Origin of the sequence: Leptolyngbya sp. AN02str, assembly GCF_050565595.1 — a bacterium.
Lineage (GTDB): Bacteria > Cyanobacteriota > Cyanobacteriia > Elainellales > Elainellaceae > Kaiparowitsia.
This window is the reverse complement of the sequence record NZ_JBNXVR010000069.1, coordinates 1-19,432: the sequence shown is the minus strand read 5'-3', so window position 1 is coordinate 19,432 and position 19,432 is coordinate 1. Positions and strand designations below refer to the sequence as shown.

Genomic DNA, 19,432 nt, shown 5'->3' with positions numbered 1-19,432 from the left:
AATCGGGCAAGCTCAGCAGGTCAGTAATCTGATGGATGAGCGCTCTAAAATCATCCAACTTTTGGGCCTACCTTACTGCCGTTACTACCTGCTTAATTAATTCCCAGCAACCTGCGGAATATCGGCTAGTGTTCTCAGTTGACAAGATTGGGATGTGAGCCTGTATATTGCTAGGTCAAGTGAAAATGGGGACTCGTGTGAGCCAACAGCGCATACACCGCTTCCCGACTCAGCGGCTTTGAGAAGCGATAGCCTTGCCCCTGCTTGTAACCTAGATATTTGAGCTGCTCAAGCTGATGCTGGGTTTCAATTCCTTCGGCGATCGCATCAAGCTCAAGTTGATTACTCAAGGCAATAATCGTTTCAACAATTTGATGATTGCATTTACCAGTTTGAATTTGGTTAACGAACGAGCGATCTACCTTTAAATTATCGACAGGGAGACGGTGAAGATAATTGAGAGAGGAATATCCTGTACCAAAATCATCAATACTAATTTGAATATTTCGCTGTTTGAGTTGACTGAGTAAGGTGATAGTAGATTCCACATCTTCAATCAGCATACTTTCAGTAATCTCTAGCGTTAAGTAGCATCCTTCTAAACCCGTTTCCAACAAGATGCGATCAACTTCTTCCGTCAAATCCGATCGCCGCAAATCTTGTGCCGAAAGGTTAACACTCACTTTGAGAAAATTCAATTCTGGAAAAGTTGATTGCCAAACAGCAAGCTGCTCACAGGCTGTTCGTAGCGCCCAAAAATCCAAACGGGTAATCAGTCCTGTTTCTTCTGCAATGGCAATAAATGTACTGGGTGGTTTCAACCCTTCTTGAGGATGCTGCCAACGAATCAACGCTTCAAACCCCAGCAGACAGCCAGTGTTCAGGGAAACAATGGGTTGGTAGTGTAGGACAAATTCTTCTTGTGCAATCGCCCGTCGCAAATCATTTTCCAGATGCAATCGGCTTAGGGCTTGTGCATGCATGTCAGCATCAAAAATTTCGTAGCGTGCTTTTCCCTTTACTTTTGCCCGATACATCGCAATATCGGCATCGCGCAACAGGTCTAAGCCTTTTTCAGTGTCCTTAGAGCCTAGTACAATGCCAATGCTCGAGCTTGTGTATACCTCTCGTCCCTCAATACTGAAGGGGGCTTGTAAGGCTGCAAAAATACGCTCAGTGGCTCGTACCGCTTCTTGAATATCTTTAATTTCTTCGATTAAGATGACGAATTCATCGCCACCTAGGCGTGCGGCTAAATCCAGGCTTCGCAAGGTTGATCGCAACCGTTGGGCGATCGCGATGAGGAGCTGATCTCCCGCTAAGTGCCCCAAACTATCGTTAATCACCTTAAAGCGATCAAGATCCAAGAAAAGAACAGCAAATCGATAATCCTCTAGGCGTTTGGCGCGATGAATTGCGAGTTCTAGCCGTTCCATGAGCAAGTGACGGTTGGGCAACCCAGTCAGCGCATCATGGAGGGCATCGTGCTTCAGGCGATTCTGCGCCTGAATGCGCTCCGTCACATCCCGTGAGGTGGTTTGTAACTGCACAATGTCACCTGCCGCGTCCAAAATTGGTTTGGTTAACGTTTCAAACCAGATGTAATGCCCAGATTTTTGTCGAATGCGATAAGTAATCGGAGTTGGTTTACCACTCGTGACAGCAGAATGGGCTTCTTGAAAAATGCGATCGCGATCGTCGGGATGAAGAAAATTGTAGGCATCCTGCCCAATCATTTCCTCATATTGGTAGCCCAGTAGCGCCTCACACGAAGGACTCACATACAAATATCGACCCTGCACATCATGCAAACACACCAAGTCATTCATATTTTCAGCAAGGAGGCGATAGCGACTTTCGCTCTCTTGCAGGGCCTCTTTCGCCTGCTTGCGATCGCTCAGGTCAATATCCACACAGTACATTTCTAGTTCACCGGCGGCATTGGTGAGCATCACATGGCTAGAAAAGACCGACACCCGCGCACCATCCTTGCGCAATAGGCTCAATTCTGATGCGGGAATGGCCTCTCCATCTGTGACCCAACGCTGCACCGCCTGAACCACGTCTTGTCGCATCTCAGCCGGAATAATCAAATCTTCGAGCTGCCGCCCCATTGCCTCAGCTTTGGTGTAACCGTAAACCTGTTCACTCGCCTGATTCCAATAAATAACCTTGCGGTGACGGTTATATCCCTGAACGGCAATGGCAGGGATCGTTTCAAACAGTTGGCGAAAGCGCTGCTCGCTTTGCATCAACGCAATTGCAGACTGCTGACGTTCGGCCTCATTGCGTTTGCGATCGCTCACATCCAGAACCAACGTATCCCAAATGACGTCTCCATTGGGAGAGCGCTTAGGGCGACCCGATGCTTCCAACCACTTTTCGCGGCCCGACGGGGTTGTAATGCGCCATGCAAACGACCAGGGTTCTAGCGTTCGTGCAGACTCCATCACCGAGTTGTATACCGCTGGCCTATCCTCAGGATGAATCATGTGCCACAGAATGGTGGTATCTGCAACCACGGCTTGTGCTTCAACCTCCCACAAATGAAAACACCCCGTACTCATGTACAGCACACTATCGGTGCCATCCGGCCGCAACAAATAGCGAAAAATTGCCCCTGGCACATTCGCTGCCATGTTTTGAAAGCGGGCCTCGCTCTCGCGCAAAGCTGCTTCCATCCAGCATCGCTCTTCTAATTCGAGCTGCACTTGCCGATACAGGTTTGCCTGCTGAATAGCCACCTCTAACTGTCCGGCGATCGCTTCGGCCAGGGCAATTTGATCATCTCGCCACACATAGGGCCGGTGCAACACACTCAGGGTGAATGCTCCCCATAGATTGCCATCAATCACCAGGGGAATCAGCAACCATGCACCAGGCAGCGTTTGGGCCACCTCCCGGTTCACTGGGTCGTCGAGCTGGTTGGTATCTTCAACGCGCACATTGCGAAACTGCTTGAGTTGAGTTGCAAATGGGTTTGACGCATCGGGAATTTCCAACCCTAGCGTAGAAGGGGCCGAGGGGTCTTGCTGGTGAACTGCAACATGTCGCCATACCCCTTGATCTGGTAAATACTTGACAACGCTGCAATTCGCCATGCCTAATAACTGAGCGGCTTCGGCAGTTGCAGTTGTAAAAATGGTATTCAGATCTAGGGAATTGCGAATCGCCTGCAAAACACGGTTCAACGCCTGTTCCCGTAGAATTTTTTCTTGCAACTGGGTAATATCGCGCCCAACGGACTGAATTTCAATCAGCCGATGATGCTCATCAAAAATGCCTAAATTCACCCACTGAGTCCAACCAATTTGATTGTTGACTCGATAGTCCTGGTTAATATTTTCAAAGATTGGGTTTTCGGGGGTAAGGGCGGCAATTTTGCTTTCTAAAGCGGCAGTTTCTTCGGGTGGAACAAAATTGTACCAACGAAGTCCAATCACAGTTTCCAAATCTTTGCCTAGGATATGGCAAAGCGCCTCGTTCGCAAAGGTAATAGTGGTATCTGGCCGCGATCGCAAAATTAAATCTGTTTGGGACTGAATCACTTGTCGATAGCGCTGTTCACTCTTGAGTAGAGTATTCGCCAGGATTTGCTGTTCTATCTCTTGGCGCTTACGCTCGGCTTCTTGACGCTTGCGTTCACCCACATCTTGGAATGCCGCGATTACGTAGCTAACCTGCCCATTTTCATTAAAAATGGGTGTGGCCCATACCTCAAGCGGCAATACCCTATCCGATTGGCGAATTTCCAAATCATCGGCCCACACTGCAACACCAGCCAAAGCTCGCATGCTGGGTAGTGCATCTTTGGGATACAGTTCCTGCGTTCCTTCACGATAAATTGGGATCAGTTTACAAATTTGGTCCCAATTCTCAGCAGAGGAGAAGTCAATACCAATGAGCGATCGCCCAATCTGGTTCACATAAATTAGTTGCCCTGTAATATCGTGAACCGCAATTCCAATCGGAGTTGCATCCAAAAACTGAATCAGCTGACTGTCACTCTCAGACAATCTACCCCCCGCAAGCCACGCCTGCACTAATTGCTTCACTGGCTCTGGCGTGTTTTCCCAGACCTCAGAGGAAATATGCTCAAGGGAAGGAGGGTGCCACTTTGCCATAACTGCAGCGTTAATCTATCCTGCATGATCACTTGCTTATAGAATGCCCATCTTTTTGAGCCTAACCTAATCAGCACGGTCAAGCAATTTATTGCAGTCGCAAAAAGGCGTTACCCTAGATTTCACCAAACCCTGTCGTGATTCTGTGAAATCTTTACAAAAGAGTGCACAGAAATCGGTTTTTCCATTAGGAAGCTATATTCTGATGCGGAATATCATACTGAATCTTCGATAGTTCGATTCGATAGTTCGATAGGTCTAGCGGACGCCATACTATTGCAACATCGTATGTTAGAAAAACGCTTGATGCGCAACGGTTTTCCTAACTACAATCACGACAGCGCATCAAGCACAATAGTACGTGCTAAAGCCGCAGCTGTTTTTGAGCCTGATTGCAGGTTACGTTAACCTCACACATCATTATGCATATCCATCAGGTTCAATTTTCTTTAGTACAAATCGTAAAGTAAAATGTTGTTCCTAAACCAACGGTCGAGTCTACCCAAATGCGGCCACGATGGTTCTCAACAATCTTTTTGCAGGTCGCCAGCCCAATTCCAGTTCCAGCATATGCTGCCGCTGACTGAGTCCGATGAAAGATTTCAAAAATTTTTTCTAAGTCTGCTGTTTCAATGCCAATACCATTATCTCGAATCTTAAATAACCAGTAATTTTCTTGTCGTTCTGCCGTGATATGAACTTGAGGAATTTTCTGAGGCGAAACAAATTTAATCGCATTGCTCACAAGGTTTTGCAGTAACTGCATGAGCTGCGTCTCATATCCCATCACCGTTGGCAAATTATCCTGAGTTAAGCAAACTTGTCGATCAGCGATCGCCCCTTGCAAATTGTCTAACGCATTCCTCAACACCTCATTACAATCCACAGATCGAAACTCCTGATCGTGTTGGCCCACCTTCGAATACACCAACAGATCTTGAATCAACTTTTGCATCCGGCTACCCGCATCATAAATACGGCTCAGATATTCAACAGCAGCCTGGTCGAGCGTATTTTGATGCTGGAGTTGAATGATTTTGGCGAACCCAGTAATACTTTGCAGAGGTTGCTGCAAATCATGAGAGACCACATAGGCAAACTGCTCTAATTCCCGATTAGATCGAGCCAACTCTTGATTATGCAGAATCAGCTGTTTTTGCAATCTTTGAATACATAACTGATGCTCAATTCTGGCCAGCACTTCCATTTCTTGAAACGGCTTTGTGACATAGTCCACTCCACCCGCTGCAAACGCCTTAACCTTATCCAAGGCATCATCTAAAGCGCTGATAAAAATGACTGGAACCTCGCAGGTTTTTGGATCGGCCTTTAAGCGCTGGCAGACCGTGTAGCCATCCATCTCAGGCATTTTGATATCTAATAAAATTAAGTTGGGTGGGGCTGCTTGTACCGAGGCTAGCGCCCGCTGTCCATTCAAGGCTTTACGAACTTCAAAACCTCGATTGGTCAACATTGCCGATAGCACTCTCAAATTATCAGGCGTATCATCAACCAGTAAAATATCACCTTTTGATTGATCCATTACCGAGGTTTCCATAGGTCTATAGTTCAAGAAATAAAGCTTAGAAAAGTCTGCGTTAGGTTTAAAGCAATATCAGCCTCTAGATTTCAAAACGATCGCACAGGAGTGATGCAAAAAAACACATATGTACTAAAAGCTGGAGTCCATCTCTTCGAATTGCTGAATAAGCTCTACCACCTTATCAAACCTAAAGTCTCTGGCCCAAGTCGTCAAACTTGCTGCCAAAGGCTCAAGGTCGACAGGAACTTGATTCACCAGCTGAAGAATCTCTCGGTCAAACCCTTTAATGGCAGCCTGTTTCAAAAGCAAGATCCATTCCAATGGCATCTGAACTAGGTAGAGACAGAGGCGATGATCCAATGATTCCTCTTCTCTCCGTCCTTGGTGAACAAACCGTAAATTTAAATCCCGATCAAATTGGTTCTTCTCTGATAAAGCCTCATGCATTCCGATTTTTGCAATCTCCAGCAGATCATTAATTAGTGCTAGCAGTCGCCGTGCATTGCGATTTAAAACTGTCAAATACTCTAATTCTTCTTGGGTTAATGACGAATTATTTTCAAACGTTTGTGCAATTCCAAGAATGGCATTCAAGGGTGTTCGTAGTTCGTGGCTCATATTCTTGAGAAACTCACTCTTGGCGCGGTTAGCGGACTCAGCCACCGTTTTTGCCTCCAATAGTGCGGCAGTGCGTTGAGCAATCCGATCTTCTAATTCAGTAAAAGAAGCTCTAAGCTGGATCGCCATTTGATTAAAGGACTGGGAGAGATCTTCTAGCTCTCGAATCCCATTTTTTTCAATGGTTTGATCTAGCTGTCCATTGGCTATTTTTTTGCTAACTGTGACGAGATATTGAATGCGCTGGCTAATCCAACGAGAGGTCATTAACCCCAGCAATATGGCAATGCCTAAAGACAACAAACACAGCAAAATAGTTGTGCGCGTATTCGCATGAATTTGTTCCATAAAATCTGATTCTGGAACAACAATAACGACCAGCCAATCTAACCCATGCCGATCTTGCCAAGGGGTAACCTGAATGAACTGTTTTTGTCCGTTAATCGTGAATTGAAGTTGTTCAGTAGTTTGAATTTCGGCTAAATCACCAAAACGATACAAAAGATGGGCAGCTGTTTCTCGAATGAGCGGGTTCTTGCTATGGAAAAGGTGCATGCGATAGGCTTCCTCGGCATCGACCGTGAAGGGAAGTTCAGCATCTGAACTTGCAACCAATAATCCATTGCGCTCGGTAATAAAAATTTCTCCGGATGGACTTAACTGAAGATTTTGTAGAAACGAGCTTAAACTTGACAAGACGACATCTACACCAATCACCCCAAGTAACCGCTCGTTCTGATCATAGACGGGATAGCTAGACGAAATTGAGAGGATTTCGGGTTTATCATCCCACTGATAAATTCTGCTCCACACGGGTATTTTGGCTTGGACAGCATCTGCATACCAATCTTCTTCAACGACTGGTGGCTCATCGATCGCAACATCCTCCAGTGCTACCCGGTTTCCCTGGGCATCTGTTTGGTAAATTGCCATGTCTGACAGGCGAGGCAGACGAGTTTCGTTAATCACTAATCTACCGTTGTCTAACCGTTCAACTCCAATAAACTCACCTTTGGAATTGGCAAAATTGATATAACCAACGCCAAAAACTTGCATTTGAAAATGGAAAGTACGACCTAACTCATGAAAGTTTTGTAGATCTAAAAGACCGGCATGAATGGCATCTAAATTCAATTGGTTGATTTGATAGGGTAATATCAACTGATCTTGAAGATGGTGAACGACTTGTTCACTGGTTTTGATGCGGAGTTGCATGGCCAAGTCATTTACAGCTTGTTGTCCATGGCGCAGCGACAGCCAACCGGTTATACCGACTGCAATCAAGATTTGAAGAACAAAAGGAACAACCAAAATAAGGCGGAGAGATATTCCCTGAACAGAAGAATGACTGAGGTGGCGCGGTGAATCGACCTGCATGGGATAGATGAAAGACTTCAGAAATGGATCAAGGCCTGGGTGGCGAACAAGGATATTGGCTTAGAAATTAAAAGAGAACCACTATGCGCAACCAATGGCAACCGTGAGTTCAATGATGTTTTCAAAGCGGAATTCTTTGACCCATTTCTTTAAAGTTTGACCAAGGGCAGAGTGGGAGTTGGGAAGTTGATCAATAAGGTGCAGGATGTGGCGATCGCGCCCTAAAATAGCGGCTTGATGCAGTTGTAGAATCCAGTCTTGGGAGATGCCGCGAAATGAATCGGACGTGATCAGCGGCTCAAATTCGACGGGCCAGTCTAACGATCGCCTGGTGAAGGGCTCATGAGCCTTGAGGCTACGTTCCAGTGCCTGTTGAGCGATAGCCACAATTTGGTCAAATTGAAAATTTTGGTTCCATTCAGCCAAGACTTGGGCAAAACCAAGGTGAGGAGCAGGTATGGCCTCAATAAGCTGTGAGATTTGGGCTTCGCAGCCTTGAATGGCCGCTCGATGCAGTTGAGAAAGCCAACGAACACCCATTTCTGCGTGGAGAGCTTCTAGCATGCGCTCTTCGGTTAAGGTTAAGGTCGGTGTTGGCAATGCCCAACCCGCATCTTCTTGAGGGCGATCGCTACCACCTCCAAGGTAAGATTGCGCCGCTAACGGGCAACTCGCAATAACGGCATCGGGGGCATCACACTCAACAGACTGCATCAACACATAGAATCGAGCAACCGTTCCCGATCCAGATGTGCAACTGATGGTAATATCGCCGCCCATTGCCTGCACAAACTGACGACTAATGAACAATCCCAACCCAACCCCTTGTTCAGATTTCAACCCTGATCCGGCTTGAGAAAAGGCTTGAAATAGCCGATCCACCTCAGTGGCCGCAATCCCGGAACCCGTGTCTTCTACCTCAAATAATAGAGGAAGCAGGCGATCGCCCTTTGAGCCATCACCCCCCGGCCAAGTCAAACTCGACTCATGGCTAACTTCCACCCTAACCCGCAGAGTAATAGAGCCAGAGTATGTGAACTGAACAGCATTTTCTAACAAATTCCCCAACACTTGTCGCAGCTTTCCATCATCTCCAAAGATCCACTGTGGCAGTGTGGTAGTAACATAATCCAGCGCAAAATTGAGCCCCTTTGCCCGAGCCTTGGGTTGCCAAGCTGAGGCGATCGCTGCTAGAAACCCATGCAGATCAAACTTTCGTTCTTGCAAAGCAAGCTGGCCAGCTTCATGACTGGTAACCGACAAAATGTGATTCAGCAACTTTAACAATCGTTGAGCTGCCTGATGAATCATCAACACATAGTCTCGATGCTCCTCAGAAAGGAACTGATCATGTTCCATCAGACCAGAAAAACCCAAAATGGCATTGAGTGGAGTGCGTAGCTCATGACTCATCTTTGCCAAAAATTCACTTTTGGCATAATTCGCAGACTCTGCTGCAGCTCTCGCATCTTCCAGTGCAGTTTGGGTTTGTTTATGCTGGGCAATTTCTTGCTGGAGATTGTGATTTTGCTCAAGCAGCTGACTTTGTAACTGGCGAATGGTCAACTGATGCGCGACTCGGGCTAGCACCTCTTCAAAATGAAACGGCTTGGTAATGTAATCTACCCCTCCCACTGCAAACGCCTTGACTTTAACCGCTACATCATCTGCCGCACTAATGAAAATGATGGGGATGGGCTGGGTTACCGGATCTGCTTTAAGGCGACGACAGACCTCGTAACCGTCGGTTATGGGCATGCGGATATCGAGCAGAATTAAGTCGGGTAGCAAATACTTGAGACTCACCAAAGCCATGTTGCCATTTGTGACACAACGCACCTTATACCCACGGCTTGTCAAGTTCGTAGACAAGATCCGTAAGTTATCGGGCGAATCATCGACAATTAAGATGTTGCCCTTAGAAGAATCCGCAGCGTCAGAGATCATGCACAATCAGCCAAGTTAATGCCATCGTTCAGATCAATTCAAGACGATTTTTAACTCACAAATAGAATATTTTTTAAGTAAACCAAAAATGCGCCAAACTGACTCTTTTGAGTGCAGCGTTGAAAGGCCAAATTCCAGCAAATTTATCTTCAACTCATTATAACTTTATGATTTAACAAATTATGATTCAAAAAACAGAATCATGAGATTTCAACTAAATCTCCTAAAGCATGAGCAATTTTAACCGGAAGGTATTTTTTTCTATTCTGATCAGCAACATTAATATTAGTCTCCTAGGATTAACGTTGTTGCTGCTTGGCTAAAAAGAGGTTGGGAAAAGTGATAGCCCTGCATTTTGACGCATCCTGCTGCTTGAAGCTCCATGAGGTCTTCATCAGTTTCCACACCCTCGGCAATCACATCTAACCCCAGGTTTTCTGCCAAACATACAATAGTTCGGCTAATATTCCACTGTTTATTTTGTACAAAAGATCGATCGATTTTTAAGCCATCAATGGGTAACTGCTGAAGGCGACCTAGCGACGAGTATCCAGTCCCAAAATCATCGACATAAAATTGAATCCCCATTTCCTGAAGCTCTGTCAACACACAAATTGCAGACTGCTGATTCTCAACCAGCATACTTTCAGTGATTTCAATTTTGAGATCGCTAGGCAACACTCCGGTTCTTATCAAAATATGCTGGATTTCTTGAACAAGATGGGGTTGTAGAATTTGCCCTGCCGAGAGATTAACGCTCATATACAACGGCGGAACATTAGGCTGTTGCTGCTGCCAAGTACGCAACTGAAGGCAGGCTTGCTCCAAAATCCAAGCTCCTAATTGGTGAATGCATCCCAACTTTTCTGCTAAGGGAATAAACACCTGAGCTGGTATATAGCCCCGACTAGGATGGTGCCATCGGGCTAAGGCTTCGAACCCAATAATTTGGTGATCTATGGTCGAAATAATCGGCTGATACGCTAATTGAAATTCTTGCTGAAATAAGGCCTTATGCAAGTCATTTTCAAGCTGTAACTGTTCTATCACTTCTTCAGACAGGACAGTCATAGATGAAGTGGGCCACGCCTCGAGTGTTCTAGCTAATCGATTCAATCGGTTCGCGTTATTGATTGCGATCGCCAGCAGCCGTTGACCTTCTTCTGAAAGACAGCCTAACTTTCCGGTATTTAATAAACCTAGCACCCCTTGAATAGAGGTGAGGGGCGTTCTCAGCTCATGGCAAATGAACAAATCACTATGCTCTGACAGGTGTGTGAGTTGAGACGGTTGATCACAAAACTGGCTACCACTCTCAAGCATGATGATATTTTTACCCTGAAAAGTTGAACTAGTCGAAATCATGAATGAGGAAGAGAAGGTTAGTTACAGTAAGCTTCAAAAGCAAATAAACCCAATCAAGCAGATCTTTGGTGCCAGCATATTGATGAAAATCAAACTTTAGGAGTTCGGTGGGTTTGTGGGATGAATGGATAAGGACTCAAAATTTTTATCAGAATGAGTAATCTTTAAGCTGAGCCAAATTGTGTAATGAGTTTTAGAAACCGTAACACAAACCATAAGTTCATCTGCTATTCCCTGTTCAGCTTGCTCATACGCAATTTCATAAGCCTTTAGGCGATCGCGAAGAGCATATGCCTCGAAGTAGATATAGAGTTTATTGCGATATCGAATTCCTTGTTGAACTGTTCCATTCCAGAAGCTAAAGCGATGAACAACACTCTCATCCACCACCAAAGGCAAAGCAATTTCTACAGGATCTTGCTGTGAAGATGGATGGGTGGAGTTCAATTGCGCTGCCATGATGATAGAAATTTAAAGGGGGCATTCAAGGCAAGTCACTTAAGTTAAATGTTTTTAAGGGGACTTGAGCAAAGCTATGGGATTCGTGCTGAGTAAACAGCCTCAAGGTCACCACTACTCCTAGATTTATTAGCTTGATAAACAGGAATTCTTGCTTCAGTTATCAGGTGAATGGGCGCACGGCTCATTGTTTATAGGTCAGGTTTATAAGCCAGATGAACTTCAAAATTTCACCACTATCCACGTAACTAGATCATACGATTCGATCACGAAACGAAACGTTGCCTCGGCAGCGTTTAATCTTGCGTTGAATGAGCAGAGATAAGGCTGCCAAAAAGTCATGAACTGATCTGACTTTTTGTTGTGCAACCCTCTGCCCTAACGATAGAGAAGGAATGTGACAAACTAGTGAACACCCGGTATGGCTTGTCTACGGGTTAGCAAGCTGAAGTTGAAGCGATCGCAGCCTGCGCAACTATGGTATTCAATGCAACCGGATTTAATGCAGCGGGATTCAATGTGGCGATAGGCACAGATGCGTTATGCGGATATTGGCTTGATGTTCACCAATCCTCAAGCAGGCCGGGACGCGATCGCCCCCTTAGCCTGGATTTTTCCACTCCCTATCCCAAAAGCCACACCCAACATCTGAAAAGCGGCTTTTGGTTTGTAGGGAACACAAAATTGACGTGCTTAGCTAGCTTGCCGATCAGTCCGGTGGTCATCTATGTCCCAGCTGAGCACATTGGCAATTTGATTTCCCAATAAACCCGGATCAAACGGTTTTGTGACAACCGCTTGGGCTCCCAATTCCGCATATTGCCGTTGGGTAACCATGCTGCCTGCTGCCGTCAGCATAATGACCGGAATGTGTCGTGTCGCTGGAGTTTCTTTCAATAGCTTTAGCGTATGCAATCCATCTAGACCTGGCATCACCACGTCTAATAAAATTGCGTCAGGTTGAGTCTCTGTTGCAACAGAGACTCCTTCTTGACCAGAAGCTACCGTCAAAACTTGCCACTGCTTTGTAATTTGTAAACTGATCTTGGCAATCTCGCAGATATCTGCTTCATCATCAATGACTAAAATTTGCTTCATATTGAATGTTGACTATCACCTCGCCTAAAAGTGGCATTTTGATTTTATCGGCTGGAGGATTCTCTGTTGAAAGCTTTGGAGAAATTGGTCGCTAAAACCAGCCAAAAGGCTGAGAAGATGACAGAAAAGCTCCCCATACAGGGAATCTATGCCAAATGTCAAGGTTGATTGACGTTGGCTCAGCATGTTCATCCTTTGAAAATCCTTGCTGAGCTGAGCAAATTTAACGTTCAGACCTTGCAGCAGCAGTCCGTTCGCTAAGCCGTTGGTTTTTGCCAGCGTTGGGCCAGCTGGTGGCGATTCAGACGATTAAAAATGCGAGTAATGACTTCAGGCTCTGTAAAGGGCTTTGCGACGTAGTCATCGGCTCCAGCACTATATAGCTGAACAATAATGTCTGGATTGCGGTGAGCCGTTAAAAACAGAATGGGTAAACCGCTCCAATCATCGTTGTTGCGAATGAGCCGACAAATCTCAATGCCATTTTCTTGCGGCATATCCACGTCTAGGATGAGCAAATCGGGCTTTTCGCTAACTAAAGCATCCCAAAGCTGCAATGGATTATTTAAGGCAACAAGGTTTAACCCCCAGCGAGGTAACAAGTACTGGAGGGTCTTCAAAATGATGGGGTCATCATCCACGGCCAAAATTTTGAACTCCGGTGTGGCCGATCGCTCCAACAAGGGCATTGGCTTTGGGGCAATCGGTAAACTGCTAGGCTCGTCGTCCAACGCTTGAAGCAACTCCATTCCCGAAACATGGGGCGTTTTCTCTAGCTCTTGATGCAGCGCCGCAACGAGTGGTTGTAATTTCTCCATTTGGGCTGGGTTTGTTGCATCCCTTAGGCTAAACTCCAGTTCTTTTGCGAGACGGGATCCTTCAGGAAACCCAAACATGCCCAAAGACCCCGAAAGCTTGTGCGCATCTTCGACTGCAGCCTGTCTCAATTCGGGTGATAGGTTCCCAGACTGCAACAAAGCTGCCACTTTATCAAGGCTTGCCATGCGCTCTAAAATCGGAGACTTGAATTTCTCCCATAGGGCGATCGCGGCAGCTCGCGCCTGGTCTTCTTTGGATGGTGGCGTTGGGGTTGGCAATGGTGGCGGCGTTTGAAGGCGGTAGCCCATGCCATAAACTGTGTCAATCATGGTTTCAATTCCTACTGACTTGAGCTTGCGTCGTAATCGTTTGATATGAGTTCTAATCGTTTCTTCACCTGGGGCATCTCCAAATCCCCACAAATGCTCCAGGATGGTGCTACTGCTAAAAACCCGCTGAGGATTGCGAAGAAACAATTCCAACAAACTGTATTCTTTCGGAGATAGCGGCAAAACCTGCCCCTGATAGCTCACCTCACAAGTGCTCAAGTCCATGGATAGGCCATCCCATTCCAGCACGGGCGTTGCAGCCGTTTTAGGCCGACGGAGCAAGGCTCGAATCCGAGCAGACAACTCCTCTAAGGTGCAAGGTTTTACCAAATAGTCATCGGCCCCTGCATCTAAACCAACAACCTTGTCGGAGCTTTCCCCTTTAGCTGTGAGTAACAAAATAGGGCTGCTGTAATTGTTTTGGCGCAATCGTCTGCAGAGCCGCACACCGTCCAACTTGGGCAACGTGATATCCAAAACAATGAGATCGTAACTGGCCGCCTGAGTATAGTCCCATCCTGCTTCACCATCTTGGGCGATATCTACCGCATAAGACTGAGAGGTTAAAAAATCGTATAGCCTCTGCGTTAGTAATTCATCGTCATCGATTAATAAAATTCTCATGGGATGTCAGACTTCCACATGTTGCCTTCGTTCTATAATGCCTCAACTGCTCAATGCGAGCTTGATGCATTGATGCAGAAGTGGCCGGATTGGGTTCGAGTGAAACGATGGGAATTTCAATTACGAATTCGCTGCCTTGATTTGGTTCTGAATGGCAGGTGAGTTGTCCACCGTGATTTTCCACCACAATTTTGTAGCTAATGGATAGTCCTAGTCCGGCCCCTCGTCCAACGGCTTTTGTTGTAAAAAAGGGATCAAAAATTTTGGACCGAATCGATTGAGAAATGCCAGGACCATTATCTGCAATGCGAATAGCAACGTGGTTTTGAGGCAATTGTTCTGTGCGAATAGTGATGGTAGAGAGGCAAGGAAAGGCAAGGGTCACGTCATCGTTGGTCGAATCTGATGGGGCCAATCCCTGGATGCTGGACGAATCTGCTTCTAAGGCATCAATGGCATTGTTCAGCACATTGATAAAGACTTGATTGAGCTGGCTAGGGTAGCAGTAAAAAGCAGGAATATCTCCATAATCTCGAATCACTTGAATACCTGGGCGATTTTCGTTTGGCCTGAGCCGATGGCTCAACAGCATGAGGGTACTGTCTAGACCTTCATGAATATTTGCTATTTTTAGATCTGCTTCATCCAAACGAGAGAAGGTTCGCAGTGACTTGATGATTTCGCGGATGCGGTTGGTGCCAATTTGCATGGAATTGAGCAAATGTGGCAGGTCTTGCTTGATGAAATCAATATCAATACTGTCAATTTGGATCTGCATTTGCTCTGTCAACTGAGGATATTCATCCTGGTAGAGCTTTAACAGATACAGCAACCCTTGAAAATAGGCTTCGGCATGTTTGAGATTGCCGTGGATAAAGTTGATGGGATTGTTGATTTCGTGAGTAACCCCTGCCACAAGCTGTCCCAAACTCGACATTTTTTCGGCCTGAATCATTTGAGCTTGGGTTTCTTTAAGGGTGGCCTCCATGTGCTTACGTTCGGCTTCGGCACGTTTGCGATCGCGCAATTCCTGTTGCAGGTGGGTTTGTACCCGTTGCAGCTCTGCAACGCTCTGTTTGTGCTCGGCAATTTCTTGATTGAGTGTTTGGTGACTCCGCTTCAACTCAAGCTGGCTCACAACCTGACGAGCTAGGGCTGTCAACGCACGTATCTGTTCAGAAGACAGCGTTTTGGGTTCTGGCGAGATAGTGCAGAGAGTGCCCAATGCATAACCGTCGAACGTGAGGAGGGGGGCACCTGCATAAAACCGGATGTAGGGTGGCCCAGTGACGAGGGGATGGTTGGCAAAGCGCTCGTCTAAGTGAGTATCGGGCACGATGAAGAGAGATGTTCCCAAAATAGCGTGGGCACAAAAGGCCACGTCGCGAGACGTTTCGCAGATCGGCAGGCCAACCACCGATTTGAACCATTGGCGATCGCTATCTACGAGACTCACCAAAGCGATTGGCGTTTGGCAGATATAAGCTGCTAGCTGAGTGATATCGTCATAGGCCGTTTCGGGTGGAGTATCTAAAATTTCATAGCGGAGGAGTTCTGCTAGCCGTTGCTCCTCATTCGGTGGAATCGGTGCTTTCATAGATAACCCGTTACGGAACCGTAGCGATGAGGGAATGATTTCAAGGTAAAAAGCAAATGTGACAGGTTCGTGACACCTGGAGAAAAATACCAATATTTCATAGATAGCCTCGATCGAGAGACTGTTTATTAAGACTGATAAACCAGTCGCTCGATCTCGCACTCTCGTAAATCACGCTCCTGATCGAGTTTCAGCTTCGACCATGCGAGGGCGATCGCATCGTTTGCAAGACATAGGTAAATTCAGAGTTTCATGACCTAAAGCCGCAACATTCAGACACTGTCGGACAAATTGTGTCGCAAAAATAACCGGAAATCGTGGTTTTAGCCATTTTCACAACTAGATTCTTTAGCCTGACTTAAGACTTTCCGATCGCAAAACTCGGTAAATTCGGATACAGATATCGAATTCACGCCAGTGCATCCTCCTCTTCGCTAGTAGGACTGTGCATTGCTGGCTCGATTTCTTGCAGGATCGTTGCTGCTTAACCTCCGCATCGATTCACGGCAGCCAAATTTTCAGCATTAGAGCAAGCAGTTTGTTCACAGGAGGATACATGGGAGCAACGCGACGAATTGGAATTTTAACCAGTGGAGGCGATTGCGCCGGACTGAACGCCGTCATTCGAGCGGTGGTACATAGTGCTAGCGATCGCCACGGATGGGAGGTTCTGGGAATTCGGCAGGCCACCCAGGGGCTGATGGCGCGTCCCCCCGAAGCCATTCTCCTCACGTCTGAAAAGGTAAATCCCTATTTAATGGCAGGCGGCACCATGCTAGGCACCACAAACAAGGGCAATCCCTTTGCCTTTCCCATGCCAGATGGAAGCTTGCGCGATCGCGCTCAGGATATTATCGACGGCTATCACCTGCTAGGACTAGATGCCTTGATTGGGATTGGTGGAGACGGCAGCTTAGCCATTTTGCAGCGCATTGCCCAACAGGGAAACCTTAATCTGGTCGGTATTCCCAAAACCATTGACAACGATGTAGGAGTGACTGAAGTTTCGGTCGGGTTTGACACGGCTGTACAGGTCGCCACCGAAGCGTTAGATCGGCTGCACTTTACGGCTGCTAGCCATTCTCGCGTCATGATTTTGGAGGTTATGGGCCGGGATGCAGGCCATATCGCCATGAGCGCAGGCATCGCTGGTGGTGCTGACATTATTCTCATTCCCGAAATTTCCTACACGGTTGATGGCATTTGCCAAGCGATTAAAAAGCGGCAAGAGCAGGGCAAAAACTATTGCTTGATGATTGTTGCAGAGGCAGTGCGAACCGAAGATGGAAGCCCCGTCACCTTGCCCAATACTGGAGCTGAGGAGTGCCGCCTGGGAGGCATTGGGCAATATTTATCGGAGCGTATTTGCAATCAAATGGATGCTGAAACCCGGGTGACCGTGCTGGGCCACACCCAGCGAGGGGCGACCCCGTCACATTTAGATCGGTTGATGGGAGCGGTGTTTGGGGTGGCTGCGGTTGAGCTAATTGCCAAGGGTCAATATGACCATGTGGTGACATGGCAAAAACGCCGAGTGGTCAGTGTGCCGATTAGTGAGGCGATCGCTCGCTATGCAGCTGTCAACCCAACTGGAACGTTGGTCAATACGGCTCGCGGTTTGGGCATTTACCTGGGCGATTGAACCGAGCAAATCGCTGGGTGGAACAGGTGGGGGAGAAGGTCATGTCTCCCCCACCTGTTCTGCATGGGCCACAAAAGTTGATGTGTAGCTGTCGCCAGCTTGAGACAAGCCGCAGCACCATATCGGAAGCATCCTCAACCATGATTAAACGTTTGGATTACGAATATGAGGTAGCTCATATTCACAACGATGCAAATTTGGCACAGTAGGGGTATCGACCGTGGAGGAACCAAGCAATGCCCCAAACGACCCTACATGTTGAAACGGCAACTGGGCATCAAGTCATGGCGGCGGCTGGCAAAAAGATTTTGCGTCCGGGTGGAAAAGCAGCAACCCAACAGCTCTGCCAGTGGGCTAACTTTCAACCCGGAGAAACGGTGTTGGAACTTGCTGCTAGCTTTGGATATAGCGCGATCGCCCTGGCAAAACAGTATGGTGTGACCGTCGTCGGGATTGAAAAAAATCCAGAAAGCGTTGCCCGCGCTCAGGCCAACGTTCAAGCCGCTGGATTAGAGGCGCAAGTGCAGATCATTGAGGGCGATATTTTCCATTTGGAGCAAGTTTCAGGCCAGTTTGACTATGTGTTGGCTGAGGCAATTCTCACCATGCAATCGCAACCTGTCAAGGCCAAAATTTTGCAAGGAGTACGCGATCGCCTCAAACCCCAAGGCAAATTTCTCTCTCATGAGCTGCTTGCAACTGCTCATGAAGCAAACATTCATCGCGACTTGGCGGCAGCACTGCGAACCAATTCGACCCCGCTTTCTCCTGCTCATTGGATGGAGTTATATGAAGCCGCTGGTTTTCGGGTTTTGCATCACAAAACTGGGGCTATGGGCCTGCTCAATCCGGTTCGCATCATTCAGGATGAAGGGTTGAAGGATGCGCTTCAATTCTTTTGGAATGTGGCAACTCAGCCCGCAGTGCGCGATCGCCTACACAAAATTCGACAGGTTTTTCAACAATATAAACAGGAATTAGGCTACATCATTGTGTGTGTCGAACGAATATGAAATTAGGAGAAACTCGATCATGACAACTGTATATCTTGCTGAACACTTCATTGCTCAACTTAACGAGAGAATTGAGTACACTGAAACAGGCGTTTCTAACACAACACTGCTCAAGCTGCCTCATTGTCAATATAGGCTTCTGTGTCTTGCCGCAAAAACAGAAATTGCACAACACACATCCCCCCTTCATGCTGTCGTTCACGTGCTAGAAGGTCAGGGAACCCTCACCCTCCATGGGCAAGATATCGCCTTAGAACCCGGTGTAATGGTGTTGATGCAGGCCCATGCTCCGCATGCCCTGAAAGCAACAACCAATTTGGCATTTCTTCTAACCCTTTCGGATGTTGAGCAATGACAATTCACTTGCCTCGTTTTCGGGCGGGTTAGGAGCGATCGCCCGGATTTAGGGTTCCCTGCGCGATCGCATCGAGTGTGTTCCAGTCAAGGATCGTGATTTTTCCACCCCGGCTGTACGAGACTACCCAATGCAGCTGCTTAAATAAACGCACACATTCTTCATAGGTAATGCCGATGCTGCGAGCAATTTCATAATGGGAAAGCGGCAGCCGCAGACAGGCTTCCTGTCCAACAAGGCAAGTTCCGGATTCTCCAGCCGCGTATTGCAAGAAGCGGGCCAACCGAACAACCGCCCGTTCTGAAACCAGGCCATGAACCATATCGTGCAACTGCTGAAGTCGTTGGTTAAACACTGCCATCATTTGTAATGCAATTTCGGGCGTTGCTTGAATGACCCGATATTCCGCAGGTTGCTGGGAATTAATTAAGCAGGTAGTAACGGCAGTAAGGTAGGCCCAAAAGTTGGATGATTTTAGAGCGCTCATCCATCAGATTACTGACCTGCTGAGCTTGCCCGATT

General features: G+C 47.0%; 14 protein-coding genes. 4 read left to right on the top strand and 10 right to left on the bottom strand.

Annotation, left to right across the window (positions count from 1 at the left end; genetic code table 11):
- Nucleotides 1-170: 170 nt before the first annotated feature.
- The 9 genes from ACQ4M4_RS27805 to ACQ4M4_RS27765 form a co-directional block, all read right to left on the bottom strand.
- Nucleotides 171-4,124 carry a bifunctional diguanylate cyclase/phosphodiesterase gene (locus ACQ4M4_RS27805; protein WP_430687745.1) on the bottom strand — a complete coding sequence of 1,318 codons (3,954 nt, stop codon included), beginning with the start codon at nt 4,122-4,124 and terminating at the stop codon, nt 171-173.
- Nucleotides 4,125-4,563: 439 nt separating this feature from the next.
- A complete protein-coding gene (locus ACQ4M4_RS27800; protein WP_430687744.1) occupies nt 4,564-5,682 on the bottom strand; it encodes a response regulator in 1,119 nt (372 codons plus the stop codon).
- 114 nt (nt 5,683-5,796) lie between these two features.
- Entirely contained in the window at nt 5,797-7,662 is a 1,866-nt protein-coding gene (locus ACQ4M4_RS27795) for a histidine kinase dimerization/phospho-acceptor domain-containing protein (RefSeq protein ID WP_430687743.1), read from the bottom strand.
- Between the two features lie 81 nt (nt 7,663-7,743).
- The gene (locus ACQ4M4_RS27790; RefSeq protein WP_430687742.1) at nt 7,744-9,609 is read right to left on the bottom strand and encodes a hybrid sensor histidine kinase/response regulator; all 1,866 of its coding nucleotides are present in this window, start codon (nt 9,607-9,609) and stop codon (nt 7,744-7,746) included.
- A 285-nt stretch (nt 9,610-9,894) separates the two neighbouring features.
- Nucleotides 9,895-10,932, bottom strand: a complete 1,038-nt coding sequence (locus ACQ4M4_RS27785; protein ID WP_430687741.1) for an EAL domain-containing protein — start codon at nt 10,930-10,932, stop codon at nt 9,895-9,897.
- 138 nt (nt 10,933-11,070) lie between these two features.
- On the bottom strand, nt 11,071-11,433 hold the full coding sequence (locus ACQ4M4_RS27780; protein WP_430687740.1) for a hypothetical protein: 363 nt from the start codon (nt 11,431-11,433) through the stop codon (nt 11,071-11,073).
- A gap of 693 nt (nt 11,434-12,126) precedes the next feature.
- Nucleotides 12,127-12,531, bottom strand: a complete 405-nt coding sequence (locus ACQ4M4_RS27775) for a response regulator (RefSeq protein WP_430687739.1) — start codon at nt 12,529-12,531, stop codon at nt 12,127-12,129.
- Nucleotides 12,532-12,788: 257 nt separating this feature from the next.
- The gene (locus ACQ4M4_RS27770) at nt 12,789-14,303 is read right to left on the bottom strand and encodes a response regulator (protein ID WP_430687738.1); all 1,515 of its coding nucleotides are present in this window, start codon (nt 14,301-14,303) and stop codon (nt 12,789-12,791) included.
- On the bottom strand, nt 14,281-15,900 hold the full coding sequence (locus ACQ4M4_RS27765; protein WP_430687737.1) for an ATP-binding protein: 1,620 nt from the start codon (nt 15,898-15,900) through the stop codon (nt 14,281-14,283). Before ACQ4M4_RS27765 ends, ACQ4M4_RS27770 begins: the two co-directional genes overlap by 23 nt.
- A 556-nt stretch (nt 15,901-16,456) precedes the next feature.
- Here ACQ4M4_RS27765 and ACQ4M4_RS27760 point away from each other — a divergent pair.
- The 4 genes from ACQ4M4_RS27760 to ACQ4M4_RS27745 are packed head-to-tail and all read left to right on the top strand — an operon-like array spanning nt 16,457 to nt 18,910.
- Nucleotides 16,457-17,542, top strand: coding sequence for an ATP-dependent 6-phosphofructokinase (locus ACQ4M4_RS27760; protein WP_430687736.1), 1,086 nt, complete (start codon nt 16,457-16,459; stop codon nt 17,540-17,542).
- A 41-nt stretch (nt 17,543-17,583) separates the two neighbouring features.
- Nucleotides 17,584-17,751 (top strand): hypothetical protein, encoded by a 168-nt coding sequence (locus ACQ4M4_RS27755; RefSeq protein ID WP_430687735.1) that lies wholly within the window; start codon nt 17,584-17,586, stop codon nt 17,749-17,751.
- Between the two features lie 27 nt (nt 17,752-17,778).
- Complete coding sequence (locus ACQ4M4_RS27750) at nt 17,779-18,555, top strand: SAM-dependent methyltransferase (protein WP_430687734.1); 777 nt, start codon at nt 17,779-17,781, stop codon at nt 18,553-18,555.
- 19 nt (nt 18,556-18,574) lie between these two features.
- Entirely contained in the window at nt 18,575-18,910 is a 336-nt protein-coding gene (locus tag ACQ4M4_RS27745) for a cupin domain-containing protein (RefSeq protein WP_430687733.1), read from the top strand.
- Nucleotides 18,911-18,938: 28 nt separating this feature from the next.
- Here the strand turns inward: ACQ4M4_RS27745 and ACQ4M4_RS27740 are convergent, their stop codons facing one another.
- Nucleotides 18,939-19,397, bottom strand: coding sequence for a Crp/Fnr family transcriptional regulator (locus ACQ4M4_RS27740; protein WP_430687732.1), 459 nt, complete (start codon nt 19,395-19,397; stop codon nt 18,939-18,941).
- Nucleotides 19,398-19,432: the final 35 nt, after the last annotated feature.